The 26,554-nt window shown below is 36.6% G+C and carries 27 protein-coding genes; 5 read left to right on the top strand and 22 right to left on the bottom strand.

Annotated elements, in window-relative coordinates; all coding sequences use genetic code 11:
• The first annotated feature begins 269 nt into the window (after nt 1–269).
• Nucleotides 270–2,975, top strand: coding sequence for a magnesium-translocating P-type ATPase (gene mgtA, locus B5P42_RS11920; protein WP_113734251.1), 2,706 nt, complete (start codon nt 270–272; stop codon nt 2,973–2,975).
• A 218-nt stretch (nt 2,976–3,193) separates the two neighbouring features.
• Here mgtA and B5P42_RS11915 read toward each other — a convergent pair whose 3' ends face one another.
• Nucleotides 3,194–4,432, bottom strand: a complete 1,239-nt coding sequence (locus tag B5P42_RS11915) for a DNA polymerase IV (RefSeq protein WP_002088539.1) — start codon at nt 4,430–4,432, stop codon at nt 3,194–3,196.
• Between the two features lie 142 nt (nt 4,433–4,574).
• Between B5P42_RS11915 and B5P42_RS11910 the strand changes: the two genes are divergently transcribed.
• The gene (locus B5P42_RS11910; RefSeq protein ID WP_002129020.1) at nt 4,575–4,781 is read left to right on the top strand and encodes a hypothetical protein; all 207 of its coding nucleotides are present in this window, start codon (nt 4,575–4,577) and stop codon (nt 4,779–4,781) included.
• Between the two features lie 51 nt (nt 4,782–4,832).
• Here B5P42_RS11910 and B5P42_RS11905 read toward each other — a convergent pair whose 3' ends face one another.
• Nucleotides 4,833–5,951 (bottom strand): tripeptidase T, encoded by a 1,119-nt coding sequence (locus B5P42_RS11905; protein ID WP_002015107.1) that lies wholly within the window; start codon nt 5,949–5,951, stop codon nt 4,833–4,835.
• Nucleotides 5,952–6,078: 127 nt separating this feature from the next.
• On the bottom strand, nt 6,079–6,624 hold the full coding sequence (locus B5P42_RS11900; RefSeq protein WP_002015105.1) for a GNAT family N-acetyltransferase: 546 nt from the start codon (nt 6,622–6,624) through the stop codon (nt 6,079–6,081).
• Nucleotides 6,625–6,812: 188 nt separating this feature from the next.
• Between B5P42_RS11900 and prli42 the strand changes: the two genes are divergently transcribed.
• Nucleotides 6,813–6,905 carry a stressosome-associated protein Prli42 gene (gene prli42 / locus B5P42_RS31985; protein WP_000549036.1) on the top strand — a complete coding sequence of 31 codons (93 nt, stop codon included), beginning with the start codon at nt 6,813–6,815 and terminating at the stop codon, nt 6,903–6,905.
• A 90-nt stretch (nt 6,906–6,995) separates the two neighbouring features.
• Here prli42 and B5P42_RS11895 read toward each other — a convergent pair whose 3' ends face one another.
• From B5P42_RS11895 to B5P42_RS11805, 18 genes are all read right to left on the bottom strand, one after another.
• Nucleotides 6,996–7,235: a DUF3894 domain-containing protein gene (locus B5P42_RS11895; protein WP_002088543.1), complete on the bottom strand. Its 240-nt coding sequence runs from the start codon at nt 7,233–7,235 to the stop codon at nt 6,996–6,998.
• 64 nt (nt 7,236–7,299) lie between these two features.
• Nucleotides 7,300–7,860, bottom strand: coding sequence for a L,D-transpeptidase (locus tag B5P42_RS11890; RefSeq protein ID WP_002015103.1), 561 nt, complete (start codon nt 7,858–7,860; stop codon nt 7,300–7,302).
• A gap of 16 nt (nt 7,861–7,876) precedes the next feature.
• A complete protein-coding gene (locus tag B5P42_RS11885) occupies nt 7,877–8,845 on the bottom strand; it encodes an aromatic acid exporter family protein (protein WP_002033971.1) in 969 nt (322 codons plus the stop codon).
• 100 nt (nt 8,846–8,945) lie between these two features.
• Entirely contained in the window at nt 8,946–9,668 is a 723-nt protein-coding gene (locus B5P42_RS11880; protein ID WP_002088545.1) for an amino acid ABC transporter ATP-binding protein, read from the bottom strand.
• Nucleotides 9,661–10,320 carry an amino acid ABC transporter permease gene (locus B5P42_RS11875; protein ID WP_016100640.1) on the bottom strand — a complete coding sequence of 220 codons (660 nt, stop codon included), beginning with the start codon at nt 10,318–10,320 and terminating at the stop codon, nt 9,661–9,663. Before B5P42_RS11875 ends, B5P42_RS11880 begins: the two co-directional genes overlap by 8 nt.
• Nucleotides 10,321–10,356: 36 nt before the next feature.
• Nucleotides 10,357–11,136: a transporter substrate-binding domain-containing protein gene (locus B5P42_RS11870; RefSeq protein ID WP_044442658.1), complete on the bottom strand. Its 780-nt coding sequence runs from the start codon at nt 11,134–11,136 to the stop codon at nt 10,357–10,359.
• Nucleotides 11,137–11,386: 250 nt separating this feature from the next.
• Nucleotides 11,387–11,800 carry a BrxA/BrxB family bacilliredoxin gene (locus B5P42_RS11865; RefSeq protein ID WP_002015097.1) on the bottom strand — a complete coding sequence of 138 codons (414 nt, stop codon included), beginning with the start codon at nt 11,798–11,800 and terminating at the stop codon, nt 11,387–11,389.
• A 143-nt stretch (nt 11,801–11,943) separates the two neighbouring features.
• A complete protein-coding gene (locus B5P42_RS11860) occupies nt 11,944–12,402 on the bottom strand; it encodes an NUDIX hydrolase (protein WP_107886369.1) in 459 nt (152 codons plus the stop codon).
• A gap of 73 nt (nt 12,403–12,475) precedes the next feature.
• Entirely contained in the window at nt 12,476–13,180 is a 705-nt protein-coding gene (locus tag B5P42_RS11855; RefSeq protein ID WP_113734250.1) for a DUF421 domain-containing protein, read from the bottom strand.
• Between the two features lie 106 nt (nt 13,181–13,286).
• Complete coding sequence (locus B5P42_RS11850; RefSeq protein WP_000831174.1) at nt 13,287–14,465, bottom strand: FtsW/RodA/SpoVE family cell cycle protein; 1,179 nt, start codon at nt 14,463–14,465, stop codon at nt 13,287–13,289.
• Nucleotides 14,466–14,805: 340 nt separating this feature from the next.
• Nucleotides 14,806–16,113, bottom strand: coding sequence for a dihydrolipoamide acetyltransferase family protein (locus B5P42_RS11845; RefSeq protein ID WP_113734249.1), 1,308 nt, complete (start codon nt 16,111–16,113; stop codon nt 14,806–14,808).
• 15 nt (nt 16,114–16,128) lie between these two features.
• Nucleotides 16,129–17,112, bottom strand: a complete 984-nt coding sequence (gene bfmBAB / locus B5P42_RS11840; RefSeq protein WP_000290070.1) for a 3-methyl-2-oxobutanoate dehydrogenase subunit beta — start codon at nt 17,110–17,112, stop codon at nt 16,129–16,131.
• Nucleotides 17,113–17,125: 13 nt separating this feature from the next.
• On the bottom strand, nt 17,126–18,127 hold the full coding sequence (gene bfmBAA, locus B5P42_RS11835; RefSeq protein WP_002033961.1) for a 3-methyl-2-oxobutanoate dehydrogenase subunit alpha: 1,002 nt from the start codon (nt 18,125–18,127) through the stop codon (nt 17,126–17,128).
• A gap of 27 nt (nt 18,128–18,154) precedes the next feature.
• A complete protein-coding gene (lpdA, locus tag B5P42_RS11830) occupies nt 18,155–19,576 on the bottom strand; it encodes a dihydrolipoyl dehydrogenase (RefSeq protein WP_002033960.1) in 1,422 nt (473 codons plus the stop codon).
• Nucleotides 19,577–19,580: 4 nt separating this feature from the next.
• Complete coding sequence (gene buk, locus B5P42_RS11825) at nt 19,581–20,684, bottom strand: butyrate kinase (RefSeq protein ID WP_113734248.1); 1,104 nt, start codon at nt 20,682–20,684, stop codon at nt 19,581–19,583.
• Nucleotides 20,685–20,771: 87 nt separating this feature from the next.
• The gene (locus B5P42_RS11820; protein ID WP_113734247.1) at nt 20,772–21,872 is read right to left on the bottom strand and encodes a leucine dehydrogenase; all 1,101 of its coding nucleotides are present in this window, start codon (nt 21,870–21,872) and stop codon (nt 20,772–20,774) included.
• A 35-nt stretch (nt 21,873–21,907) separates the two neighbouring features.
• Nucleotides 21,908–22,807, bottom strand: a complete 900-nt coding sequence (gene yqiS, locus B5P42_RS11815; protein ID WP_113734246.1) for a phosphate butyryltransferase — start codon at nt 22,805–22,807, stop codon at nt 21,908–21,910.
• A 195-nt stretch (nt 22,808–23,002) separates the two neighbouring features.
• Nucleotides 23,003–25,075, bottom strand: a complete 2,073-nt coding sequence (locus tag B5P42_RS11805; RefSeq protein ID WP_113734244.1) for a sigma-54 interaction domain-containing protein — start codon at nt 25,073–25,075, stop codon at nt 23,003–23,005.
• 137 nt (nt 25,076–25,212) lie between these two features.
• Between B5P42_RS11805 and B5P42_RS11800 the strand changes: the two genes are divergently transcribed.
• The gene (locus B5P42_RS11800; RefSeq protein ID WP_001190193.1) at nt 25,213–25,446 is read left to right on the top strand and encodes a DUF2627 domain-containing protein; all 234 of its coding nucleotides are present in this window, start codon (nt 25,213–25,215) and stop codon (nt 25,444–25,446) included.
• A 51-nt stretch (nt 25,447–25,497) separates the two neighbouring features.
• Here B5P42_RS11800 and B5P42_RS11795 read toward each other — a convergent pair whose 3' ends face one another.
• A complete protein-coding gene (locus B5P42_RS11795) occupies nt 25,498–26,226 on the bottom strand; it encodes a glycerophosphodiester phosphodiesterase (protein WP_002192540.1) in 729 nt (242 codons plus the stop codon).
• 50 nt (nt 26,227–26,276) lie between these two features.
• On the opposite strand from B5P42_RS11795, the gene B5P42_RS11790 reads away from it, so the two are divergent.
• Nucleotides 26,277–26,423 carry a YycC family protein gene (locus B5P42_RS11790; protein ID WP_001247671.1) on the top strand — a complete coding sequence of 49 codons (147 nt, stop codon included), beginning with the start codon at nt 26,277–26,279 and terminating at the stop codon, nt 26,421–26,423.
• The last annotated feature ends 131 nt before the right edge of the window (nt 26,424–26,554 follow it).

Below are 26,554 nucleotides of genomic sequence, written 5' to 3'. Positions count from 1 at the left end.
TCTTTTTGACTACGAATTCAGACCTTTACTCGTTTTGAGTAAAGGTCTTTTTTATATCTTTATGCACCCTACTATGAAACAAACATAGCATATTCAGAAACTACTAATTGTACGGAGGTGAGGAACAGTGGCAAGTGATGATTCGGCCCAGATACCCATATGTTTTACATTTATATTTCATCATGTAGGTAGGAAAGAAGCTGTTCCTCCCAATTTTAAATAGTCGAGTAACAGATTGTTTCCTCCTTCATGAAAAGGAGGAACTACCAATGTTAAATTTACAAAAACAAGAAACGAAGCATGCTTACGATCAAGATAGCATGAAAGCAAATAACGAATTATTAGTGGAAGTTGCAACACAGGATGTAAACTCTGCGTTAAAACTCTTAGAAACAACACAAGATGGACTCTCTAAACAAGAAGCGTCTCGTAGACTTTCTTTATATGGTCCGAACGAAATCGCTCATAATAAAACATTGCCGTGGTACATTCAATTTCTGCTGGCATTTAAAAATCCATTTATTTTTGTTTTGTTAGCTCTTGGAGCACTCTCTTTTTTCACAGATGATATACAAGGAACAATTGTCGTATCTGTAATGGTACTGCTAAGTGCAACGATTCGCTTTTTACAAGAATTCCGCTCTCAGAAAGCGGCGGATAAGTTAAAGGCTATGGTTCGAACAACTGCTAGTGTCTTTAGAATAGATGGATTTGTAGACGAAACAAAAAACGTAACAAATTTAAATCGAAATTACACAACAGAAATTCCAATTGAAGAACTTGTACCTGGCGATATTATTTCACTTTCAGCTGGTGATATCGTGCCAGCTGATGTGCGTATTTTATCCGCAAAAGATTTATTTGTTAATCAGTCTTCTTTAACCGGGGAAGCACTTCCTGTAGAAAAATACGAAAACTGCTACCATACGGAAAATAAACATATATTACCGAAAAACATGAAAAAAAATTACAATCCGCTCGATATGGAAAACCTTTGCTTTATGGGTACAAATATTGTTAGCGGTAGCGCAAAAGCTGTTGTTGTTTCAACTAGTACGGATACGTATTTCGGCTCTTTAGCAAAAAAGGTTATCGGAAAACGTGCAGAAACAAACTTTGATAAAGGCGTAAACAAAGTAAGTTGGCTCTTAATCACATTCATGCTTATTATGGCACCCATTGTCCTTCTCATTAATGGATTCACAAAAGGAGATTGGCAAGAAGCTTTTTTCTTTGCTATTGCTGTTGCAGTTGGCCTTACACCTGAAATGCTGCCAATGATTGTAACTGCTAATTTAGCTAAAGGCGCCGTGAACATGTCTAAACAAAAAGTAATTGTAAAACAGCTCAACTCAATCCAAAACTTAGGTGCTATGAACATTCTTTGCACAGATAAAACTGGAACTTTAACAGAAGATAAAGTTGTCCTAGTTCGTCATTTAGATCCTAACGGAAATGAATGCGATCGTGTATTACACTTTGCCTATTTAAATAGCTTCTATCAAACTGGATTGAAAAATTTAATAGATAAAGCTGTTATTGAACATACAGAGGAGAACCATAAATTTGATCCATCAGCTTTTCAAAAGCTAGATGAAATTCCATTCGATTTTGCTCGGCGGTGCATGTCTGTCATCGTGAAAAATATTTTAGGTGAACATACAATGGTTTGTAAAGGTGCCGTAGAAGAAATTTTATCAATTTGTAACTACACTGAAGTTGATGGACAAATTGTCCCTCTCACTGAAGAAATGAGAGTAAATGTAAAACATCTTAGCGAAACTTTAAATAGTGAGGGAATGCGTGTCATCGCTGTAGCATACAAGAACGATAACAAACCTTATCATAAAGCTTATGCAGTACAAGATGAATCCGCTATGATCCTTACTGGATATATCGGCTTTTTAGATCCACCTAAACCATCTGCTGCTTCTGCAATTCAAGCATTGCAAAAACATGGCGTACAAGTGAAAATCTTAACAGGCGATAACGAAATTGTTACAAAAAAAGTTTGTAAAGAAGTGGGATTAAATATAGGTGAGCCTGTCCTCGGTTACGAAATTGATTCTTTACCAGATAAAACATTAGCAACACTGGCAGAAGAAACAACAGTGTTCGCAAAACTAAATCCAATGCAAAAGTCCCGCATCATTCGCGTATTGCAAGGTAATGGTCATACTGTAGGTTATATGGGGGATGGTATTAACGATGCCGTTGCACTACGTGATGCTGATGTTGGAATATCTGTTGATACTGCTACTGACATTGCAAAAGAATCTTCCGATATTATTTTACTTGAAAAAAGTTTAACTATATTAGAAGCAGGTATTTTAGAAGGACGCACTACTTTCGGCAATATTTTAAAATATATAAAAATGACAGCTAGCTCTAACTTTGGAAATGTATTTAGTGTATTAGTGGCAAGTGCTTTCATTCCATTTTTACCGATGCTTGCAATTCATCTCTTAATTCAAAACTTACTTTATGATATTTCACAGCTTTCAATTCCATGGGATAAAATGGATAAGGAATTTCTAGAGAAGCCTAGAAAATGGGATACTGCAAACTTGCGTAACTTCATTATTTGCATCGGTCCAATTAGCTCTATATTCGATATTATCACATTCGTTGTCATGTGGAATGTGTTCGGTGCAAATACACCTGGAGAACAATCGCTATTCCAATCTGGTTGGTTTGTCGTTGGGTTGCTAACTCAAACATTAATTGTCCATATGATTAGAACACAGAAAATTCCGTTCATTCAAAGTACAGCATCAATACCAGTTCTTGTATTAACCGCTTGTATTATGGCAATCGGAATTTACATTCCATTCTCACCACTTGGTGCAGCAATTGGTTTACAAGCATTACCAGTAAGCTACTTCCCGTGGCTCATAGGAATATTATTAGGTTATGCTTTCTTAACACAATTCCTGAAAAAGCTTTATATTAAAAAATTCCATAGCTGGTTGTAAAAATGAGAATGAGTGGGTATTTCTCACTCATTCTCAAAAAATATAACATGTACTTATATGTATGGAGGTGACCATGATGATATGATATGACATCGTATTAAGGTTATTTATAGCAATTATTGTAGGAGCTTGCATCGAAATGGAAAGACAATGGAGACATCGAATGGCTGGATCCTCTCTTCCATCTAAAAAAGAAGGGTTTAAATCTCTAAAACCTTCTACATAAACTTATTTTCTAATTTTTGCTGAAACGACTTTTCTTGCTTACGCAATAATTGACTACCTCTCTGTAAAAGAGGTGTTCCATACTTTTCATTAATTTGATCAATAACAGCAAGTAACGGCTCTTCTTTCGCATCTTCTTCGAATGAAAACAAATCTAACTGTTTCACTGATTCTGTCTTCCACTCTAATTCAGTAGCTGTAACACCTAACAGACGAACAGAATCACCATCCCAATGTTGCTTCCATAAACGTGATGCTGCTTGGAAAATAACCCGTTCTTCCCATATTGCATTTTTCAATTGTTTACTCCGTGTTACCGTGCGACGATCATGGTATTTAATCATAATTTGAATGTTATAACTAACGAGAGTTCGTTTTTGTAGCCTTTTGCTTACTGATTTCGATAATCTTTCTAACATATCAAGTAATTCTTTTTCTTCGTCCATATCCTTTGAGAAAGTCATCGAATTTCCAACGCTTTTATGTTGTCCCATTTGATTCGGATCAACTTCCCTGTCATCCATACCTTTTGCACGTTTTTGTAAATCAACACCGTGCTTTCCAATTTTAGCGCGAATGATATGCTCGTCTCCTTTTGCTAACTGTTCAATTGTATGTATATGAATGTCTTTTAGTTTTTCAGCTGTTTTCTCTCCGATTCCATGCATCTCTGCAACTGATCGTGGCCAAATAATTTCTGGGATATCACGTTTTCGAAGTACTGTAATTCCAAGAGGTTTTTTCATATCTGAAGCAGTCTTTGCTAGGAAAAGGTTTGGGGCAATCCCAATACTACATGGAAGCTGTAACTCTGTTAGTAACGCTTGTTGAATCATCTTCGCTATTTCAAGAGGCGAACCGAGCGCATAGCAATCTGTAATATCTAAATACCCTTCATCTATAGAAAACGGTTGTATTTTTTCTGTAAAACGGGAAAGAATTTGAAACATTTGAAATGAAGCTTCTCGATATAATGTAAAATTAGGGTGCCTCACAACTAATTGCGGGCATAATCGCTTCGCTTCCCATAGAGGCATCGTCGTACGTATTCCATATTCTCTCGCCTCATAACTACATGTTATGATAATCCCTTTTCTCTCTTTTTCATTCCCCGCAATCGCTAATGGCTTTCCTTGTAATGATGGGTCATGAGCAATTTCGACAGATGCGAAAAAACAATTCATATCTACATGTAAAATAACACGTCCATTTTTCGGATACATTTCTCGCATACTACTCACCCCTTAAAGAACATTTGTTCCTTCATTATATCAAATTTCTTTACACGTTATAATAATTATTGGCTTTTCTCTATCTATTTTTTGCTATACTGTACGTAACAAATGGATATTATTGTAAAGGAGGTGAATCGTTATGAAACAACATAATAAACTCAATTATGTATTTATTATTATTATAGTAATCCTTGCGATTAATTATTTGTTACTTCCCCTTTTTAACATTAACATTTACGCTTTAGGAATCTTCTCTCATTTCATACGTTTTGCAACAACTTATGTACTTCCGTGGGTCTTCTTATATTGGCTTATCCGCCTTGTGAAAGCAATTGAATCAAAATAAAAAAAGACGTGTAAACCATAATTGGTTCACACGTCTTTTTGACTTTATTACTTACTTCGCTACTTCTTCGATAATAGCTACAACTAATTCTGCTGTTTTCGCTAATTCTTCAACAGGAATTTTTTCATTTGTTGTATGAATTTCTTCATAACCAACTGCTAAGTTAACTGTTGGGATACCATGTCCTGCGATTACGTTCGCATCACTTCCGCCACCACTTTGGTGAAGAGAAGGCGTACGACCAATGTTTTCAGCTGCACGTTTCGCAACTTCTACAACGTGATCGCCAGCAGCAAACTTAAATCCTGGATACATAACGTTTACTTCAACGTCTGCATGACCACCCATTTCTTTTGCAGTTGTTTCAAATGCTTCTTTCATTTTTGCAACTTGTGCTTCCATTTTCTCATTTATTAAAGAACGAGCTTCTGCAAAGATTTGAACATGATCGCAAACGATATTTGTTTGTGTACCACCTTCAAAACGTCCAATATTTGCAGTTGTTTCAGAATCGATACGACCAAGTGGCATCTTTGCGATTGCTTTTGCTGCGATAGTAATTGCAGATACACCTTTTTCTGGTGCTACGCCAGCATGAGCTGTTTTCCCGCGAATAATCGCATTCACTTTCGCTTGTGTTGGCGCTGCAACTACAATTTCACCAACTTTTCCATCACTATCTAATGCATAACCATATTTTGCTGTAATGCGCTCGCGATCTAACGCTTTTGCGCCAATAAGACCAGATTCTTCTCCAACTGTAATAATAAATTCAATTTTACCATGAGGAATGTTTTTCTCTTTTAAGACACGAATTGCTTCAAACATAGATGCTAATCCAGCTTTGTCATCGGCTCCTAAAATTGTAGTACCATCTGATACGATATATCCATCTTTAATAGAAGGCTTAATTCCATTACCAGGAACTACTGTATCCATATGAGAAGTGAAATAAATTGTATCAACACCGTCTTTTGTTGCTGGTAAAGTACAAATTAAGTTACCTGCACCATGACCAGTCACACCCATCGTGTCATCCTCAAATACTTCTACACCTAAAGCAGTAAATTTCTCTGTTAACACTTTGCAAATTTCTGCTTCAAATTTCGTTTCAGAATCTACTTGTACTAACTCCATAAATTCATTTACTAAACGTTCTTGATTAATCATAAGACTGCGCCTCCTGCACTACCATTATGTATGTAACAACATTAATTATAACAGAATTCCGCAAAAGTTTCGAAATACAAGACAAAAAACAGATGGTTAACACATCTAGATACCCATCTGCCTTCTATTACTCGTTTAACAATACCCAGCGCATATGATCTTCCCAGATGCCATTTACCATTAGCATTTTTCGAGATACACCTTCATATTGAAATCCTATCTTCGTCACTACTTGTATAGATGCTAAATTTCGTGGCATAATTGGTGCTTCTATACGATGTAAATGAAATTCTTCAAAGGTAACTTGAATTGCTTTTCTAAGCGCTTCTGTTGTGTAACCTTTATTCAATTCTTCCTTATCTAATTTATAACCAAGTACACAAGATTGATAAATTCCGCGAACAATTAGATTAAATGAAATACATCCAATAATTTTTGTATCATCACCCTTTTTAAAAATCCAAAGCCTGATAATCTTGCCTTCCGCGAACTCTTTTCTATCCTTTTGTAACTTTTTCTTTTGATAATCTAACGTGAAAAACCCCTCCGGTCTATACTCTTCCCACGCTTTTAAAAATTCACGATTTTTGTCGTAATATTGAAGAACTTTTTCCGCATACGACTCATCAATTTCTCTTAAATGTAAACGATCTGTTTCGTATATTTTCATCATTGTATCTCCATTCTTCAGCTTGCATAACAAAAAATTAATAATCTATCTTTTAACATATTCTCTACGTATGCTCAAATTTCCTGTAATATTTTGCACCCCCTTCCCGAATTTTGTCCTTTCTCTCCCCTTGTCCACAATTTCATTTCTCGTTACAATGAAATTGTACTGATTTGCAAGGAGGTTTAACGATGCATAAAAAAGCTCAAAAAATTATGGTTTATATAATGCTAATTTCTATGCTTGTAACAACATTACTTACTGGCGCAAGTATGTTTTGGTAAAAAGGACGATTCACTCGTCCTTTTTTTACTGCTTACACATACAAAATAGACCATCTCGAAATCGAGATAGTCTATCTTGTAATGAACATTTTATTTTATATATATTACAATTGCTACAATGCTAAAGGAAAAGGCCATTACAAGTGCTATTACAAAACTTGTATATTGTTTCTGCTGAAATGCCCCAATAACAAAAGTAAGATTGAGTAATGCCATAAATACAATCGCTACAACGTAAGAACATATATTAAAAGTTGCCAATATGAATGTAATAACAAATAGAAAACCAACACAAAACTGCATGTAAGAAATTTTTGGATTTAAATACATATGAGCAACCCCTTTACTCAATTATCTTTATATATTCTCATTAACGCATGGTTATGTACACATGTCAAGACAACTTATAATAAAAGAAAAAGCCAACCGTTTCGTTGACTTTTCCAAATACTATGGCCCCTTTTTCCTTCGCCAATTGCTGAAATGTTTTTTTCGATTTCACAATCGATACTTTCGTTCCAATTGGAATACGATCAAACAAATATTCCACATCATGTTTCTTCATTCTTATACATCCTTGCGAAATATATTTTCCAATTGAACTAGGTTGGTTTGTCCCGTGTATCCCATACTTACTTCCATCCGTTCCTCTTGCATTAAATCCCATCCATCTCGATCCAAGTGGATTTTTGGGAGAGCCCCCAGGAATATCCTTCGCAATATAATAGGGATCCTTCGCCTTCAATACAATGTCAAAGGTTCCTTCTGGGGTTAATTCATTTGTTTTCCCTGTCGCTACTGGAAAAACCTTTTGGATCTTCCCATCATCGATATAAGCTAGTTTATTCGTTGCTTTATTTACAATTATAAAAGGATCTCCAGCACGTGGGTTATCACCAAGAGGCCAGATCGGTGATAGAGAAAGACATAATAATAAAGAAAGAAGATACGGCATATATAGTTCCTACCTTCTAAATAAGTTCTTTTATATTATCCTTTCCCTTAAAACGACTTTTAATGAGTAAATATTGCTCCATCTCATAAACAAGTTGAACAAGTTTTGCACGTATTTCAAATTCTTCTCGCGAGACTGGTAAAGGCATTTCTCTAAATACTTCTCGCATTTCTTGAAGTTGTCTTAACGAAATGACCCCTGTACTTTCAGGTCGAATAGAATTCCCTATATTTTCAATTACGTCTGCAATCATATCAGCTTGTTCATACGTCCAAGATAGTGATGCAGCTAATGGTATCATGCGCTCCAAAATTTCAAATTGTTGCATACGCATATCAAAATACCGATAATAATAGTCATCTTCACGCATAAATTCATTCTCAAGTTTTTTAAATGATAAATCTTTCGCTTCTTTCAGCATCATTTCTGTTTCAATTAATTCGGCCCCACTCCAATTACTATCTCGATTCCGTAAATAAACGACCATTTCAAACAAAATCGTTCTGAAATGCTCTTCTATTTTTCCTTGATACTCTTTCAGTTTATTCTCACTGCTTGGCATGTACATGTTTACTAATAAAGCGACACTAATTCCAATCGTTAATATAGCAATTTCATTACCAACTATAGACCATGTAATTTGCTTTAATGAATACAGATGCATAACGATAACCGAACTCGTGACAATCCCTTCTTGAATTTTGCACATAACTGCAGTTGGAATAAAGGTAAGCAGTAATACGCTAATCGCAAGTGGTGTATAACCAATCGTTTCAAAAATACAAAACGCAAATACCATTGATAATACACAAGCTAAAAAACGGTGCAACGATACTTGAACGGATTTTCGTTTCGTATTTTGCACACATAAAATGACTAAAATACCAGCTGAACTATAAAATTCTAATCCTAATAACTGAGCAATAAAAACTGCCGCTCCCGTTCCAAGCGCTGTTTTCACTGTTCTATATCCAATTTTAAACATATCATTACTCCTATATGTATAAATGTATTTAAAAATAGTATAAAAAAAGGATGACGCAATGTCATCCTTTTCTACCTATTATTCACGTACCCTTCACATATTACAATATCTTTTGCAAAAATTCTTTTGCACGGTCACTTTTTGGTGCTGTAAAAAACTCTTCCGGATTACTATCTTCTACGAGCTTTCCACCATCTAAAAAGAGAACACGGTCTGCTACTTCTTTTGCAAATCCCATTTCATGTGTAACGATTGCCATCGTCATTCCTGTCGTAACTAATGATTTCATAACTTCTAACACTTCTTTCACCATTTCTGGATCTAGCGCAGAGGTAGGTTCATCAAATAACATAACTTCCGGTTCCATCGCTAACGCTCTTGCAATTGCTACACGTTGCTTTTGTCCTCCTGAAAGACGATTTGGATATGCATCTTTCTTATCTAATAACCCCACTTTTTCTAGAAGTTTCTCAGCTTTTTTTTCAGCTTCTTGCTTCGTTACTTCTTTTACATTGATAGGAGCATACGTAATATTTTCTAATACAGTCATATGAGGGAATAAGTGAAAATGTTGAAATACCATTCCGACATTTTCACGAACGTGCATAATATTTGTTTTCGGATTCGTTACTTCTTCCGTTCCAATCCAAATGTGACCATCTGTCGGCGCTTCTAATACATTCATACAGCGTAAAAACGTTGACTTTCCAGATCCAGACGGTCCAATAATTGCAACAACCTCTCCTTTCTCAATCGTTGTTGTAATTCCTTTTAATACTTCATTTTTCCCAAATGATTTATGAAGGTTGTCAATTTTAATCACTTTTCTTCATTCTCCCTTCAATCGCTTTCCCAACTAATGTAAGAATAATTACTAATATATAATAAATAAGTCCAACAAAAAGTAATGGCTCAAGATATTTAAATGTTTCACCACCTACAATATAAGCACGGCGCATTAAATCAGTCGCTCCTATTACGGTTACTACAGCCGACTCTTTCGTAAGTGTCGCAAACTCATTCACAAGTGCTGGTAATATATTTTTTAAAGCTTGAGGAAAAATAATATTTCTCATCATTTTACTGTACGGAATACCTAAAGCCATTGCTGCTTCTGTTTGTCCTTTATCGACTGCTTGAATGCCGGCACGAATTACTTCTGACATATATGCACCTGAATTTAAGCTAAATGCAAGTACAGCTGCTAAAAAGGCTGGTATCTCATAACCCATCATTTGCGGAACACCGAAATAAATAATCATTAATTGTAATACTAGCGGTGTGCCACGAAATATTGACGTATAAATATCTGCTGCAATATTTAATACTCGTATTCTAGCAATTTTGCAAAGTGCTAATAACGTTCCTAAAATAAATCCTACCACAGCTGATGTAGCTACAATTTTCAATGTAACTTCTAATCCCTTTAATATATATGGTATTGAAGGCGTAATTGCCGAAAAATCTAGATTCATCCTTTTCATTCCCCTCACAGAAAAGTGAAAGGCAGCTTATTTTCCGCTGCCAAACCATTTCTTCACTAATTTATCCATTTCTCCATTTTCTTGCATTTTCTTAATTACTTTATTAAATTCTTCTGTTTTATCACTATTTTTCGGAAGAGCAATTGCTGCACCTACTTCTTCTGGTGCTTCTTGAATTTCAATTCCTTGTAGTTCTTTCATTTTTTCTAAATAATTTTTTGCAACTGTGTCTTCTATAATTGCAGCGTCAAAACGACCAGCTTTAATTTCTTGTACGATTTCTGGTATACGGTCACGTCCCTCAGCTTTGAAATCGACTTGTTTCTGAAATTCTTTTGCCTTTTCTTCTTGAATTGACCCTGTTTGTACCCCTACTTTTTTCCCTTTTAAATCTTCTAACGATTTAATATTAGAGCCGTTTTTTGAAACGATCATATTTTTAGCAACAAAATAAATATCTGTGAAATCAGCATTATTTTTACGCTCTGCAGTTGGCGTCATACCTGCCATAACGAAATCAACTTTTCCTGAATTAAGAGATGCTAATAATCCGCCGAAATCCATGTCTTTCACTTTCACTTCGTACCCAAGTTCTTTTCCGATATATTTGGCAATATCAACATCAAAGCCGATAATTTCATCACTTTTTGAAGCTTCCACGTATTCATACGGTTTATAGTCTGCCGAAGTCCCCATAACGAGTACTTTTTTATTTTCGCCATTCGCCTTTTCTTCCCCATTACTACAAGCACTGAACATACTTACAATTAAAATAAGTGCAAATGATATTGATAATAACTTCTTCATCTTTCTTCCCCCTAATAATGTATATTTAAAAGTTTAATAGAATATTTATTCGATGTTTGTATTGTATCAGCACTTTCATTTTTATGCAATATTTAAAATAAAAATAAATACAAAAACAGCATTAAAGCTGTTGTTAATGCATAAAAATATGCATAAAATAAAAACTTCCTGCATATTTAATTATTTTAAAAACTAAATAAAAAAGGCGGTACACCCACTTGATCGTGAACGTACCGCCTTTTTCTCTTCCTTATAGTTCTTCGCAATTATCTTCGAAATAAGATTGTAGTTTTGCAATTACTTGCATTGGTTCATGACCTTCAATTTCATGACGTTCTACCATCGTTACAATTTTTCCATCTTTCAATAACGCAAATGATGGAGATGAAGGTGGATATCCTTCAAAATATTCACGAGCTCTTGCTGTTGCTTCTTTATCTTGACCCGCAAATACCGTTACAAGGTGGTTAGGGCGTTTATCATAATGTACGGAATGTGCAGCAGCAGGACGAGCAATGCCACCTGCACAACCACATACAGAGTTTACCATTACAAGTGTTGTACCATTTCTTTTAAATGCTTCTTCGACTGCTTCTGGTGTCGTCAATTCTGTATATCCCGCAGAGACAATCTCTTCACGCGCTTGACGGACAACATCATTCATAAAAAAGTTAAAGTTAATCAATCTTTTCCCTCCTCTAATTCTACCTATTTGTATCTTACCAGTTAATGTTTATGAAATACAAGTAAGTTTACTTGTATTTAGGCATAGAAAAGGTGTTAGAGCCCTGATCTAACACCTTTTTGTCACTTTTCCATAATTTTCATATATTCAACAATCATTTTTTTATGCGATCCTACAATATAATCAGGTAGCTCTGTTACCGGGAAGAATGTAAGCTGAACCGCTTCTTCTTTATTCATAACAAAATTCCCTTCGTATTCATCGGTATAATAGGCTGTCGTTACGGATTGAAACTCATCACCGTTTGTTAATTTTGAAAAATAGTTCGCTCCAGAAAATACATTGATTAATCGGAGGTTCTTTACTTCTATTCCTGTCTCTTCATATACTTCACGGTAAGCTGTTTCTTCTGGTGATTCACCAAGCTCCATTAGCCCGCCAGGCAACCCCCATTTTCCGTAAGGCTCTGTTCTTTGCTGTAATAATACATATCCACTTTCATTTATAACGAGTACAACAGCACCAACTAAAATTAAAGGGCGATGACCAACTACTTTTCGTAATTCCTCTACATATCCCATGGAAACACCTCCCATTTTTTCGTTGTCCACACTATTGTATCATATGTATGAAACGACAAAATGCGTCTATTTTTCATTTTTTTAACAAAACATTTATTTTATGCGCTTCATCTACTGTAGCTAACATAATGGATTCGACTTCTGCACTCTTCTCTAGAAATTCTCTCGCCCACTCTTCTGTTTTTCCTACTAAAGCTAGAACATCTTGCTGAACCCTCCCATCCTTTACTAATACAAAAGAAACTGGAGATCTTCTTCCCGCCACTTTCAGATCAAGCCGCGAAACTGCTTCATATTCTGGATACTGAAATATAGAAACAACACCATTCGCTTCCCACAATGCTAATTTAATCGTTTGAATATCGCTCACATTTCGCATACGAAGTTCCGAAAATAAATATTCCACCGTAATTCTCGCTTTTTTCAAATTGCTAAAATCAATGGAACCATTATGTATAAGAATAATAGGTGCTGGCTCTAAAAAGCGTCTCCATCTATCCCATTTCAACATTAAGACTGAGCTTATAATGTGAAGTACAACGAGTATGAACGTTGTAATCATCGAGCCGAGTAACCCCACTTTTTCATCAGATAATGCGTTAGAAATATTCCCACCAAGCAATAATACTAATACGACATCTAAAAAACGAAGTTGTGCGATGGACCTTTGTCCCATCGCTTTCGCAACTAATATTAAAAATATGTATGCTATGATAGCTCGAATAACCCATTCACTATTAGATAGATGCCGTGCTCCTTCAAAAATATGCATATGCATCACTTTGCACTCCTTACCCGTCTCAAACTGCTATTCTGTCTTAGTTTGCAACGTTTAAGGGCATATATGTAAAAAAGCTAGTTCGTTTTTACACGAACTAGCTTTTTTACTTAACTGAAAACATATATTTTTTATACGTTTTCCGTACCGATAATATGAGCCCCATCATAATCATATTCGAAAATAAGGAACTTCCCCCATATGATAAGAAAGGTAATGCGATACCTTTTACAGGCATTAATCCAACGATCATACCGATGTTTTGGAATATTTGAACCGTTAGTATTCCTATTGATCCAGCACATAATAATGTACCAAATAAATTATCAGCAGAATAACCGATAATAATTGTTCGATATAGTAGTAATAGGAACAAGAATACAACTAACGCCGCTACTATAAATCCACCTTCTTCGGCAATTGTAGCGAAAATAAAGTCAGTGTGTTTCTCTGGAATATAGACGTTCCCTTCGCCGAATCCTTTCCCTTCCATACCTCCACTACCTACAGCTAAAATCGATTGCTGTGTTTGATAGCCTTCATTTGCATTCTCAAATGGATTTAGCCAACCTATAATACGTGATTGTTGGTGAGGTTTTAACAAAGTAACTAATTTATTAAAGAAGAAATCTGGATATTTTACAAATATAAATATTAATGTAGACAATATGGTCACCGGAATGACTGTACATAACGCAATTAATTTCTTTTGAATTCCTGACATAAATAAAATACATGCGATAGCTGCTGCATATAAGAACACCATACCTGTATCCGGTTGGCTATATACAACGGCCATAGGCGGGAGGGATACTAGCATAATTTTACCTACTAATTTTAAATCCGTTTGGAATGTCCTTGCCATATACTGTGCATTATGCTTCACTGCTATACTTGCTACTACAAGAAGCAATGCGATTTTGAAAAACTCGGATGGCTGAATTTGTCCAAGTACTGGAAAAACGAACCACCTTTTTGCCCCTAACTTTTCAGGTGTGAAACCTGATGGTGGTAATACTTTCAAAAGAATAAGTGAAGCAAACCCAGCAATATAAAGCGGCCAAGACAATTTTTGCAACTGATCTAAGTCGATGCTAGCAACAAGAAGTAACAATACAACCCCAATTATGTAGTTAACTCCCTGCTTCATAGCAAAGTTTGCATCTCCATACTGTCCGGTTTGCTGACTGCTATATATAGCAGTTATACTTATAACACAAAATGCACACAAAATTAAAATTAATTTTACATCTAAACTTTTTAGAAACTCGGTACTTCTTTTCATGACATCCTCCTGAAACATTGTTACAGCAAAATAAAAAACCAGGAGTCAACATTCTTCATGTTTTGACGACTGATTACACATTATCTATAAAACACTTATATAGAATAACTCTCTTTTTCATACAATACAATATATTATACTACAGTTTCATCAGTAAGATTTGCCAAAAAAATTATTCTTTTCTTATTTTATATCTATATACCATATATCAGCAATGTATTTTCGTAAATTCCTAATACATAATCGTTCATTGTAAGATTACTGGGAAAAGTTTTGTACATATAGTAGGATGCAGATGAAGAAATAAGATGATAAAAAGCTCGCATAAGCGAGCTTTTTATTAATATACAGATGTATTGTTTTCTGACGTATTTTCTAAAATTTCTTTTACACGTCCTAAGAACTTACCACAAATTAAGCCATCTAGTACACGGTGATCAAGTGATAAACATAAGTTAACCATGTCGCGAGCACCGAACATACCATTATCCATAATTACTGGGCGTTTTACAATTGATTCAACTTGTAAAATAGCCGCTTGTGGGTAATTAATAATACCCATAGATTGAACAGAACCGAATGATCCTGTGTTATTAATTGTAAATGTTCCGCCTTGCATTTCGTCCGCTTTTAACGATTTCGTACGTACTTTTCCTGCAAGCTCTGTAATTTCACGAGCGATGCCTTTAATCGTTTTTTCGTCCGCGTGCTTAATTACTGGTACAAATAGTTCTTCCTCTGTTGCAACAGCGATAGAAAGGTTAATGTCCTTCTTCTGAACGATTTTATCGCCAGCCCACATTGAGTTAATTTGAGGATATTCTTTTAACGCTTGTGCTACTGCTTTTACAAAGAAAGCAAAGAACGTTAAGTTAAAGCCTTCACGCTTTTTGAAATCGCCTTTAATTGAGTTACGGTATGATACAAGGTTTGTCACATCTACTTCAATCATCATCCAAGCATGAGGTGCCTCATGTTTACTGCGTAACATATTTGCTGCAATTGCTTTACGCACACCTGTTATTGGAATTTCGATATCGCCAGGCATTGTTGGTACAGAAACTGGTTTTGCAGCTTCTACTTTTTGTGCTACTGGCGCTGCTTCTGGACGTGCTTCTACTACTGCTGCTACCGCTTCCTCTTTCTTCGCACCTGCTTGCGGAATATTTCCAGATTCCACTAGCTTTAAAATATCTTTACGAGTGATACGGCCATTTGCTCCCGTACCTTCTACTAAATCTAAATCAACATTATGCTCACCCGCAAGTTTTAAAACAGCTGGTGAAAAACGTGGTTTTCCATCAGTTGGTTGTTTTGCTTTCGGTGCTTTTTCAGGCGTAGCTACTTCTGCCTTTGGTTCTTCTTTTGTTTTTTCCTCAACAGCTGTCGCTGCTACTTCATCTGCGCCTTCTACTTGAATGACACAAACAACTTCACCTACAGCTAACGTCTCACCTTCACCAGCGATTAATTCTTTCACAATACCAGTGAAAGAAGATGGCACTTCAGCATTTACTTTATCAGTCATTACTTCTGCAAGCGGATCATACTTGTTTACGTGATCGCCAACATTAACGAGCCATTTACTAATTGTACCCTCTGTAACGCTCTCCCCGAGCTGAGGCATTGTGATATTTTCTACAGCCATGTATAGTCCCCCCGATTAAAATTCCGCAAGTTCACGCATTGCTTTTTCAACTTTATCTGGATTTACCATAAAGAATTTTTCCATTGTTGGTGCATATGGCATTGCTGGAACGTCTGGGCCTGCAAGACGTGCAATTGGTGCATCTAAATCAAACAGGCAATTTTCAGCGATAATAGCTGCCACTTCACTTATAATACTTCCTTCTTTATTGTCTTCTGTTACAAGAAGAACTTTACCTGTTTTAGAAGCCGCTTCAATAATCGCTTCTTTATCTAACGGATATACCGTTCTTAAATCAAGAATGTGTGCAGAGATTCCATCTTGTGCTAACTTCTCAGCTGCTTGAAGAGCAAAGTGAACACATAATCCGTAAGTGATAACAGTAATATCATCACCTTCGCGTTTTACATCTGCTTTTCCGATTGGTAATACATAGTCATCTTCTGGCACTTCACCTTTAATTAAGCGATATGCACGCTTATGCTCAAAGAATAATACTGGATCTTCATCACGAATTGCAGCTTTTAATAAGCCTTTTGCATCATATGGTGTAGAAGGGATAACAATTTTTAAACCTGGTTGGTTTGCAAACATCGCTTCTACAGATTGTGAATGATACAATGCACCGTGAACACCCCCGCCGAATGGCGCACGAATTGTAACTGGACAAGTCCAATCGTTGTTAGAACGATAACGAATTTTTGCTGCCTCAGAAACAATTTGGTTTACTGCTGGCATGATGAAATCAGCAAACTGCATTTCAGCGATTGGACGCATACCATACATTGCCGCACCAATTGCTACCCCAGCAATTGCAGATTCTGCAAGCGGTGCATCAAGCGCACGATCTTCACCAAATTGATCATACAAACCGTGTGTCGCTTTAAACACGCCACCTTTTTTACCAACATCTTCTCCTAAAACGAATACTTTCTCATCGCGTTCCATTTCTTCGCGCATTGCTAATGTAATAGCATCAATATAAGACATTACAGCCATGAAACGTTCCCCCCTATTCTGCGTATACGTGCTTCAATGCATCTTCAGGTGCTGCATACGGAGCATTTTCTGCATATTCTGTTGCTTCATTTACGATATGCATAATTTCGTCTAGCATTTGTTTTTCAAATTCCTCAGTTAACACACCAACTTCTTTTAAATAAGCTGCAAATGTTATAATTGAATCTTTTTTCTTCGCTTCTTCTACCTCTTCTTTATCACGATAAACACGATCATCGTCGTCACTAGAATGTGCTGTTAAACGATATGATACTGCTTCAATTAAAGTCGGACCTTCACCACGACGACCGCGGTCTGCTGCTTCTTTTACAGCTTTATATACTGCAAGCGGATCGTTTCCGTCTATTGTATATCCAGGCATACCGTAACCAATTGCACGATCTGATACGTTTTTACATGCTAATTGTTTTTCAACTGGAATAGAGATTGCATATTTGTTATTTTCACACATGAAAATAACAGGTAGTTTGTGTACACCAGCAAAGTTTGCCCCTTCATGGAAGTCACCTTGGTTTGAAGAGCCTTCTCCGAATGTAACGAACGTTACTAAATCTTTCTTCTCCATTTTTCCAGCTAGTGCAATACCAACTGCATGTGGTACTTGCGTTGTTACTGGTGATGATCCTGTAACAATACGATTTTTCTTTTGACCGAAGTGACCAGGCATTTGACGACCACCAGAGTTTGGATCTCCAGCTTTTGCGAAAGCAGACAACATAAGCTCTTTAGCTGTCATACCAAACGCTAGTACAACACCCATATCACGGTAGTATGGTAATGCATAATCTTTCTCTCTATCAAGAGCGAACGCCGCTCCAACTTGTGCAGCCTCTTGTCCTTGACAAGAAATTACGAATGGAATTTTACCTGCACGGTTTAATAACCACATACGTTCGTCAATTTTACGTGCAAGTAACATCGTACGGAACATTTCTAATACTTGCTCATCACTTAAGCCAAGCTCTTCATGGCGCTTTTCTTTTACTTCTGCCATTTTTCATAACCTCCTAAATCCACATTTTTATGCGTGTAACGCTCTTCCATCTACAGCAAGTGCAGCTTCACCAATCGCCTCAGATAATGATGGATGCGGATGAATTGTATGTGCTACTTCCCAAGGTGTTGCATCAAGTACTCTTGCAAGACCAGCTTCAGAAATCATATCTGTTACATGTGGTCCGATCATATGAACACCGAGAATGTCATTTGTTTCTTCATCAACTACAAGTTTTACAAAACCGTCTGATTCTCCGTATACAAGTGCCTTTCCGATTGCACGGAATGAGAACTTACCGACTTTTAACTTATAGCCTTTTTCTTTTGCTTCTTGTTCTGTTAAGCCGACAGAAGCAACTTCTGGACTACTATATACGCATTTTGATACCATAGAATAATCAATTGGTGTAACTTCTTTACCAGCGATATGTTCTACTGCAACAATTCCTTCATGAGAAGCAACGTGAGCAAGTTGCAAGCCACCGATTACATCTCCAATTGCGTAAATATGAGATTCCTTCGTTTGATAAAACTCATTTGTTTGAATGTATCCTTTTTCCACAACAATATCTGTGTTCTCTAAGCCCATATTTTGCGTATTCGCTTGTCTTCCTACAGATACAAGCATTTTTTCTGCTTTAAATGCTTTGTTCTCACCGTTATGTTCAGCTTGAATTGTTACTCCATTATCTTTTACCAATGTTTCTGGTAATACTTTTGCACCAGTTACCACTTTAATACCTTTTTTCTTGAATAGACGTTGCATTTCTTTTGAAACGTCATTATCTTCTAGTGGTAATATGTTTTTCGCATATTCTAATACAGTAACTTCTACACCGAAGTCAGCAAGCATAGATGCCCACTCAATACCAATTACACCGCCACCAACGATAATGATTGAGCTAGGAAGCGTTTCCATTTTTAGGGCATGATCCGAAGACATTACATACTCTCCGTCTAACTCTAATCCTGGTAATGAATTTGGACGAGAACCTGTTGCAACAAGTACATTTTTTGGAATTAACATTTCATTCTCTTCTCCACTTGCAAGTTCAACTGAAATTGTACCTGGCATTGGAGAGAAAATAGATGGGCCAAGAATACGGCCAATACCTTCAAACACATCAATTTTACCTTGTTTCATTAAATGCTGAACGCCTTTATGAAGCTGCGTTACAATCTTCTCTTTACGCTCTTGTACTTTAGCAAAGTTTAGTTCTACATTACTTGCAATAACTCCGAACTCTTCTCCTTTTTTAGCAGTTGCGTATACTTCCGCACTACGTAAAAGAGCTTTACTAGGAATACATCCTTTGTGTAAACAAGTACCACCAAGATTTTCTTTTTCAACAAGTGCAGTTTTTAACCCTAGTTGTGATGCACGAATAGCAGCAACATATCCACCAGTACCGCCGCCAACGATGACTAAATCATATTCTCTTGCCATTATCTCAACCCCTAGCTACTGTTTGTTTTTCTCGTACAATATATTCTTTTGGAGCTTCTTCTTCACGTAATACACGAAGTGCTCCTTCTGCTAACGCTTGTAATTCATCTTCTCCTGGATGTACGATAACATCTGCAATCCAGTGAACACGTTCTTTTATTTCATCAACAAGAATTTTACTGTACGCAAGTCCACCAGTTAATACGATTGCATCGATTTTCCCGTGAAGTACAGCACTAGCTCCGCCAATCTCTTTTGCAACTTGATACGCCATTGCTTTATAAATAAGAGTTGCTTCAGGATCACCTTTTTCAACCATTTGTTCTACTTTAATTGCATCGTTTGTACCGATAAGACTTACAAGTCCACCTTGTCCGACAAGTTTTTTAACCATTTCGTCTCGGTAATACTCACCAGAAAAACACATTTCAACTAATTGTCCTACTGGTACTGTACCAGCACGCTCTGGACTAAATGGTCCTTCTCCGTTTAAGCCATTATTAACATCGATAACTTTTCCTTTTTTATGAGCACCAACTGTAATACCACCGCCCATATGTGTAACTAATAAATTTAAATCCTCATATTTGTGATTTAATTCATCTGCTACTTTACGAGCAACCGCTTTTTGGTTTAATGCATGGAAAATACTTTTACGTTCCATACCGGCAATACCGCTAATACGAGCAATCGGTTCCATTTCATCTACAACGACAGGATCCACAATGAATGCAGGAATATTTAATCCAGAAGCGATTTCATAAGCTAGAATGCCTCCGAGATTTGAAGCGTGATGACCGCTAAATCCATTTTTTAAATCTTCTAACATTGCATCGTTTACTGTGTACGTGCCACCTTCGATTGGACGAAGTAATCCACCACGACCACAAACAGCGTTCAATTTTGAAATGTTAATACCGTGAGAATGTAGAACTTCTAAAATTGTTTCCTTTCGAAACTCATATTGATCGATAATTCGCTTATATTTTCCGATTTGTTCTTCATCATGACGAATTGTTTCTTCTAAAACGGGTCTTTCATTATCAAAAACACCAATTTTTGTGGATGTACTACCCGGATTAATAACAAGAATTCGATTTAAGGACAATGTTGCTACCTCCACTAATAAATTTAAAAGGAAGTGGAAACCTCATAAGAGGTAACCACACCTTTCGTAAAAGTTTCATATGAATGATTAGCGACGGCTAATAATGTCGTGACCGTTGCGTAAATATGTGCTACGAGTGTTTTTCAAGCTTGCAATGCGCTCTTCAGCTAGACGATCTGCTGCTACATAAGTTGCTATGCCATCGCGTTTTGAAATTTCGATTACTTTTGCAATTGTGTCATAAATAGACTCAACACGTTTTAATGCACGTTCTCTATTGTATCCATATAATTCGTCTGCTACGTTAATTACGCCACCTGCATTAATAACATAGTCTGGTGCGTATACAATACCCATTTCATGAATAAGGTCGCCGTGACGATCTTCTTTTAATTGGTTATTTGCAGAACCTGCGATTACTTTTGCTTTAAGTTGTGGAATAGTTTCATCATTAACTGTTGCGCCTAATGCACATGGTGCGTAAATATCACATTCAACACCGTAAATTTCATTTGGCTCAACTGCTGTTGCACCGAATTCTTCTACTGCACGTTGTACAGCTTCTTTATTAATATCTGTAACGATTAATTTTGCTCCTTCAGCGTGTAAATGTTTGCATAGGTGATATGCTACATTACCAACACCTTGAATAGAAATTACTCTTCCTTCTAGGTTATCTGTACCAAATGCTTCTTTTGCAGCTGCTTTCATACCACGGTAAACACCGTATGCAGTTACTGGAGATGGGTTACCAGAAGAACCGAATGATGGTGAAATCCCTGTTACAAAATCAGTTTCCTCATGGATAATATCCATATCATCTACTGTTGTACCAACATCTTCAGCTGTAATGTAACGTCCGTTTAGTCCTTGAATGTAGCGTCCTAATGCACGGAACATCGCTTCGCTTTTATCTTTACGTGGATCACCGATAATTACTGTTTTTGCACCACCTAAGTTTAAACCAGCTGCTGCATTTTTGTATGTCATCCCTTTTGCAAGACGCAATGCATCTTCAATCGCCGCTTCTTCAGAATCATATGTCCACATTCTTGTTCCACCAAGAGCTGGTCCAAGTGTTGTATCATGGATTGCAATGATTGCTTTTAAACCAGATTCTTTATCTTGACAAAATACCACTTGCTCATAATCATATTTTTCTAAGTATTCGAAGATTTCTAATGTCATTGTCGTTTCCCCCTAATTGTTTTACCCTATTTGGTTTATTTTGAAGCAGTCGCAACTGCCAATGCTAATGAATATACTTTTGTTTCTGCTGAATCAGCACGTGATGTTAAAACAATCGGTGCTTTAGCGCCAGCAATCATCGCTCCTACCTTTGCATTTGCAAAATAGACGAGTGATTTATATAGCACATTTCCAGCTTCAATCGTTGGGACGAGTAAAATGTCTGCCTTACCTGCTACATCACTTACTATGCCTTTATGTTCTGCTGCAATTTGTGATACTGCATTATCTAAAGCAAGTGGTCCATCAACGACACAATTTTTAATTTGTCCGCGGCGATTCATTTGAGTTAACATCGCTGCATCAATTGTCGCTTGCATCGCAGGATTAACAACCTCTACCGCTGCAATTGGCGCTACCTTTGGCAAATCAATTCCTATTGCCTGGGCAACTTCTACAGTATTTTGTATAATAGCAGCTTTTTGTGTTACATCAGGTGCAATGTTCATCGCTGCGTCTGTAACAAAAATAAGACGATCGTAATTTGGAACTTCAAACGCTGCAACATGTGAAAGCACGCTGCCCTTACGAAGTCCCCACTCTTTATTTAATACAGCTTTCAAAATATTTGCTGTTGGGATGTTCCCCTTCATTAGCACATCTGCTTCGCCATTGCTTACAGATTTAACAGAAAGTTCTGCAGCCTCAGCACTTGACGCTGCTGCAATCACTTCAATATGTTCTGAAGTTTGTAGCCCATGCTCTTGTAGCATCCCTATTATTTTATCTTGATTTCCATATAGACGAAATTGAGCTAGCTGTAACTTGATTGCTTTCGCTACAGCTTCAATTACTTCATGATCTTCAGCTACTGCTACAGCCACAGTTTTTTTAGGCTGTCCTGCTGCTTGATCAATTAAGTGTTCTAACTTCATATTTTGTAATCAACCCTTTCCGTCGTCCCTCGTCTATTCATTAAGCAAATACCGTGCCAACTTTCAAAAGTGGTCTTACCAATAATGAAAACGCATTCAAAATGCAGTAAAATCAATACTTTGGAAAACAACGAAATATTCTGTCTCGTTTTGTCGCTTTTTGTATACCACGCAATAAATTGCACGGTACGCAATTTATTGCATGCTATTTTTTGCGCAGTCATACTTTTCTAGCTTGTAATATAAGTTTCGAACTGAAATTCCTAACGCTTTTGCAGTCTTCGTTTTGTTCCCATCAAATTTCTCTAAATATTCACGGATAATATTCCCCTCAAATTCTGTCACTAGGTGTTCAAGGGCCTTCTCTTCTAATTCAGGTAATAAATTATTTTGTTTCGTCTCTACTTGTTCTTCTTTATGTAAAGGCGGTAAATGATGTACATCAATATATATCTCGTTATAATTCATAAAGATAATAGCTCGTCCTAAAATATTTTCAAGTTCCCTAACATTCCCTGGCCATTCATATGATTGTAAATACGAAACGGCTGAATCGGTGAGTCCTTCTACATTACGACCATAATCTTGATTAATTTTTTGAATTAACCTTTCTGCAATCGCTGGTATATCTCCTTTACGCTGACGAAGGGAAGGAATTTGAATCGGGATTTTATTTAAACGATAATATAAGTCCTCTCTGAACTTCCCTTCTAAAATAGCTTTTTCTAAATTCACATGCGTCGCAGCGATCACTCGAACATTAATAGGTATCGCTTTCGTTCCCCCTACTTTCACAATTTCTTTTTCTTGTAGCACACGAAGGAGCTTCGCTTGCGTATTTGCAGATAACTCTCCGATTTCATCTAAAAAAACACTTCCATTATTCGCTTCTTCAAAGAATCCTCGTTTCCCGCCTCTTTTCGCTCCAGAAAACGCGCCTTCCTCATAACCGAATAATTCACTTTCTAATAAAGTCTCAGAAATAGCAGCACAGTTTACTCGTACAAACTTATTGTATTTTCGATTACTACTGTTATGAATAGCGTGTGCAAATAACTCTTTCCCCGTACCAGATTCCCCTCTAAGTAATACTGTTGCCGGTGTATTCGCTCCAAGTTTTGCTTGTTCAATAGCTGCCGTCGTTTCATCTGAATCACCAACAATATCATCAAATGAATATTTTGCTTCTAACGTTCGAATAATTTGTCTTGCCCTATTCAATTCATTTGTTAACTTTTGAATTTCTGATACATCGCGAATTACCCCGACGCTCCCTTTCAATATTCCATCGACAATAACCGGTGCTACGTTTACAATTACATCTCGCTTTTTTTGCCCAATCTTCATATGTATTCCTCGTACCGCTCGGCGCGTCCGAAGTACTTTCATATGCATACTTTCACCTTCCACAATATCAGTTGTAGCCGGCTTCCCAATAATTTCTTCTTCAGTCAAACCCGTTAACTTCGTATAAGCAGGGTTTATAACTAGTCCTCTTCCTTTCTCATCAACAACCGAAATTGCTTCCTCAGATGAGTTAATAATCGCCTCAAGTAGCGTTTGAATTTCTTTTAAGTCTGTAACTTCTTCCGCTAAATCTACAACTTCTGTAATGTCTTTAAAAATCGCAAATGCCCCTTGAACCTCTCCACCTTCTTTTAATATCGGAATACGCGTTGTAATAATCTTTTTTTCATTCTCTAACGTCAGTTCATGATTCACTTCTATTTTTTTCGTGCGTATAATACGAAGCAACTTACTCGTTGGAATAACTTCTAAAATATATTTTCCTATCACCTCTTCTTTCTTATATCCGATAATACGCTCTGCACTTTTATTAAACAGACGAACTTGTCCCTCTTGGTCTATAACAATCATACCGTCATGCGTTGAATTTAAAATTAAATTCCCTTGTTGCGTTTGTTCCTCTAGCTGTCCGATCAAACCTTCCTTCTCATGCGCTAATCTCGTAACAATTTTCGCAATATCCCCTGGTATAAGAAGAGTATCTTTATGCTTACTTCCTAATAACACTTTATGTAAATCATAATCACCTGTCATATCAAACATTACATCAATATGCATAGAAAGAAACGGAGTCACACTATCAGCAATCGGAACCCCATATTCCTTTGCGATTTGTAATCCTTTCGCAATTGGATTAATATCAATAACCCCTATAATTTGAAATATATTCGAATTTTGCAACAGACTCAGCAGTGTACTCCCACCTTCACCTGCTCCAACAATTAACACATTTTGTTTCATATATTACACTTCCTCTCGAAGTATCTCTGCAAAATTTTTCACATTCTTATCTTACTCGTTCAGCAACCTCTTGACAAACCCCCATTCCATATAACATCATTAAAATACACAAAATAATCTGAAAAGGAGCGTTATGTATGCAGCGTTACCTCGCTCTATTATTAGCACTCATCCCCATTTCATTAGCCGTGCTTGGTATTAAACTAATGAGAGATACTGTATTTGGGATTTTGTTCTCCCCAATCCCTATATTATGGTTACAATTTTTAATCGGCGCTCTTTGCTTCGCACTCGGGTTTTATATCTTCGGCGGCTTCGTCTTACACAGGGATCGTAAGAGAAATAAAGTACAAGCACGCTTCAGAAGATAAAACAAAGTTTTCACATATCATAAATAAAAAATGAGACCATTATATTAGGTCTCATTTTTTTATCGGTAATAAAGTTCTTGCTGTTTCAGGATAATCAGTAATAATCGCTGATATATTCATATCAAAATATTTACGCATAAGCGTTTCTTCATTTATTGTGTAAGGACGAACCTCCACACCACTTTCCATCGTTAATTCAGCGATAGCATCTTGAAGATAACGATAATTCGGATGTACTGCAGTAGCACCCATCTTTTTTGCATATGCCCACGGGCTATGCAAACCTTCACGATACAAAATAGCTGTTTGAATATCAGGAGCCATCAAATGACATTTTTTCATACTGTAGTGATTAAACGAAGAAAATATAACACGATCCTCTAGACTAAACTTACGTACAAGTGTTATAACCTCTTCTTCTAAACCTCTGTATGGGATTTTATTATTTTTCAGTTCAATATTGAGTAGCAATTTCGTTTTTGCGAGCCATTCTAACACCTCTTCTAGAAGAGGTATTTTGCAAAAACCTACTTTGTCACCGAATTTATAACTCGCATCCAACTTACATAAATCCTCATATAAATAATTTCGAACCGCACCTTTTCCATTTGTTGTCCGATCCACCGTTTCATCATGAATAACGACAACTTTTCCATCTTTCGTGAATTGAACATCGAGTTCAATTCCATCTGCCCCGAAAGCCTCCGCCGCTTCAAATGAAATCATTGTATTTTCCGGATACGTTCCCGCCGCACCACGATGCGCAAATATAAGAGTCATCCTCACTCCCCCAATCTTATGCTATACTATACGAAAAAGGAGGTACTTCTATGAGACCATTACAAATTTCTCCAGACACTGCAGTCCGCCTATCAAAAGCTTTAGGTGTTCCACTTGAACAACTTATGCATATGCCACAGCATATTTTAATCCAAAAGTTAGTTGAATTAGAAAAACAAAATAAAGACGAAGAATAATATAGTCCTGTTTTGCAGGGCTTTTTATTATCATCTATTATATCATGGATGACTTCCCCGCTAAAATTATGAATGCGAGAAACAAAATAAAAGATCAACGAGTGTTTTAAACTCATTGATCTTTTATAAAA

Origin of the sequence: Bacillus sp. SRB_331 (assembly GCF_003264175.1) — a bacterium.
In the GTDB taxonomy this organism is placed as follows: domain Bacteria; phylum Bacillota; class Bacilli; order Bacillales; family Bacillaceae_G; genus Bacillus_A; species Bacillus_A mycoides.
Note: the sequence above shows the minus strand (reverse complement) of the source record. Positions and strands in the feature narration are given on the sequence as shown.

Coding starts and splice junctions, on each gene's coding strand:
- mgtA (WP_113734251.1), top strand. CDS start 270: ATGTTAAATTTACAAAAACAAGAAACGAAGCATGCTTACGATCAAGAT.
- B5P42_RS11915 (WP_002088539.1), bottom strand. CDS start 4,432: ATGCGAGAAATGTATCCGAAAAATGGACGTGTTATTTTACATGTAGAT.
- B5P42_RS11910 (WP_002129020.1), top strand. CDS start 4,575: ATGAAACAACATAATAAACTCAATTATGTATTTATTATTATTATAGTA.
- B5P42_RS11905 (WP_002015107.1), bottom strand. CDS start 5,951: ATGATTAATCAAGAACGTTTAGTAAATGAATTTATGGAGTTAGTACAA.
- B5P42_RS11900 (WP_002015105.1), bottom strand. CDS start 6,624: ATGATGAAAATATACGAAACAGATCGTTTACATTTAAGAGAAATTGAT.
- prli42 (WP_000549036.1), top strand. CDS start 6,813: ATGCATAAAAAAGCTCAAAAAATTATGGTTTATATAATGCTAATTTCT.
- B5P42_RS11895 (WP_002088543.1), bottom strand. CDS start 7,235: ATGTATTTAAATCCAAAAATTTCTTACATGCAGTTTTGTGTTGGTTTT.
- B5P42_RS11890 (WP_002015103.1), bottom strand. CDS start 7,860: ATGCCGTATCTTCTTTCTTTATTATTATGTCTTTCTCTATCACCGATC.
- B5P42_RS11885 (WP_002033971.1), bottom strand. CDS start 8,845: ATGTTTAAAATTGGATATAGAACAGTGAAAACAGCGCTTGGAACGGGA.
- B5P42_RS11875 (WP_016100640.1), bottom strand. CDS start 10,320: ATGAATCTAGATTTTTCGGCAATTACGCCTTCAATACCATATATATTA.
- B5P42_RS11870 (WP_044442658.1), bottom strand. CDS start 11,136: ATGAAGAAGTTATTATCAATATCATTTGCACTTATTTTAATTGTAAGT.
- B5P42_RS11865 (WP_002015097.1), bottom strand. CDS start 11,800: ATGAATGATGTTGTCCGTCAAGCGCGTGAAGAGATTGTCTCTGCGGGA.
- B5P42_RS11860 (WP_107886369.1), bottom strand. CDS start 12,402: ATGGGATATGTAGAGGAATTACGAAAAGTAGTTGGTCATCGCCCTTTA.
- B5P42_RS11855 (WP_113734250.1), bottom strand. CDS start 13,180: ATGCATATGCATATTTTTGAAGGAGCACGGCATCTATCTAATAGTGAA.
- B5P42_RS11850 (WP_000831174.1), bottom strand. CDS start 14,465: ATGAAAAGAAGTACCGAGTTTCTAAAAAGTTTAGATGTAAAATTAATT.
- B5P42_RS11845 (WP_113734249.1), bottom strand. CDS start 16,113: ATGGCTGTAGAAAATATCACAATGCCTCAGCTCGGGGAGAGCGTTACA.
- bfmBAB (WP_000290070.1), bottom strand. CDS start 17,112: ATGGCTGTAATGTCTTATATTGATGCTATTACATTAGCAATGCGCGAA.
- bfmBAA (WP_002033961.1), bottom strand. CDS start 18,127: ATGGCAGAAGTAAAAGAAAAGCGCCATGAAGAGCTTGGCTTAAGTGAT.
- lpdA (WP_002033960.1), bottom strand. CDS start 19,576: ATGGCAAGAGAATATGATTTAGTCATCGTTGGCGGCGGTACTGGTGGA.
- B5P42_RS11820 (WP_113734247.1), bottom strand. CDS start 21,872: ATGACATTAGAAATCTTCGAATACTTAGAAAAATATGATTATGAGCAA.
- yqiS (WP_113734246.1), bottom strand. CDS start 22,807: ATGAAGTTAGAACACTTAATTGATCAAGCAGCAGGACAGCCTAAAAAA.
- B5P42_RS11805 (WP_113734244.1), bottom strand. CDS start 25,075: ATGAAACAAAATGTGTTAATTGTTGGAGCAGGTGAAGGTGGGAGTACA.
- B5P42_RS11800 (WP_001190193.1), top strand. CDS start 25,213: ATGCAGCGTTACCTCGCTCTATTATTAGCACTCATCCCCATTTCATTA.
- B5P42_RS11795 (WP_002192540.1), bottom strand. CDS start 26,226: ATGACTCTTATATTTGCGCATCGTGGTGCGGCGGGAACGTATCCGGAA.
- B5P42_RS11790 (WP_001247671.1), top strand. CDS start 26,277: ATGAGACCATTACAAATTTCTCCAGACACTGCAGTCCGCCTATCAAAA.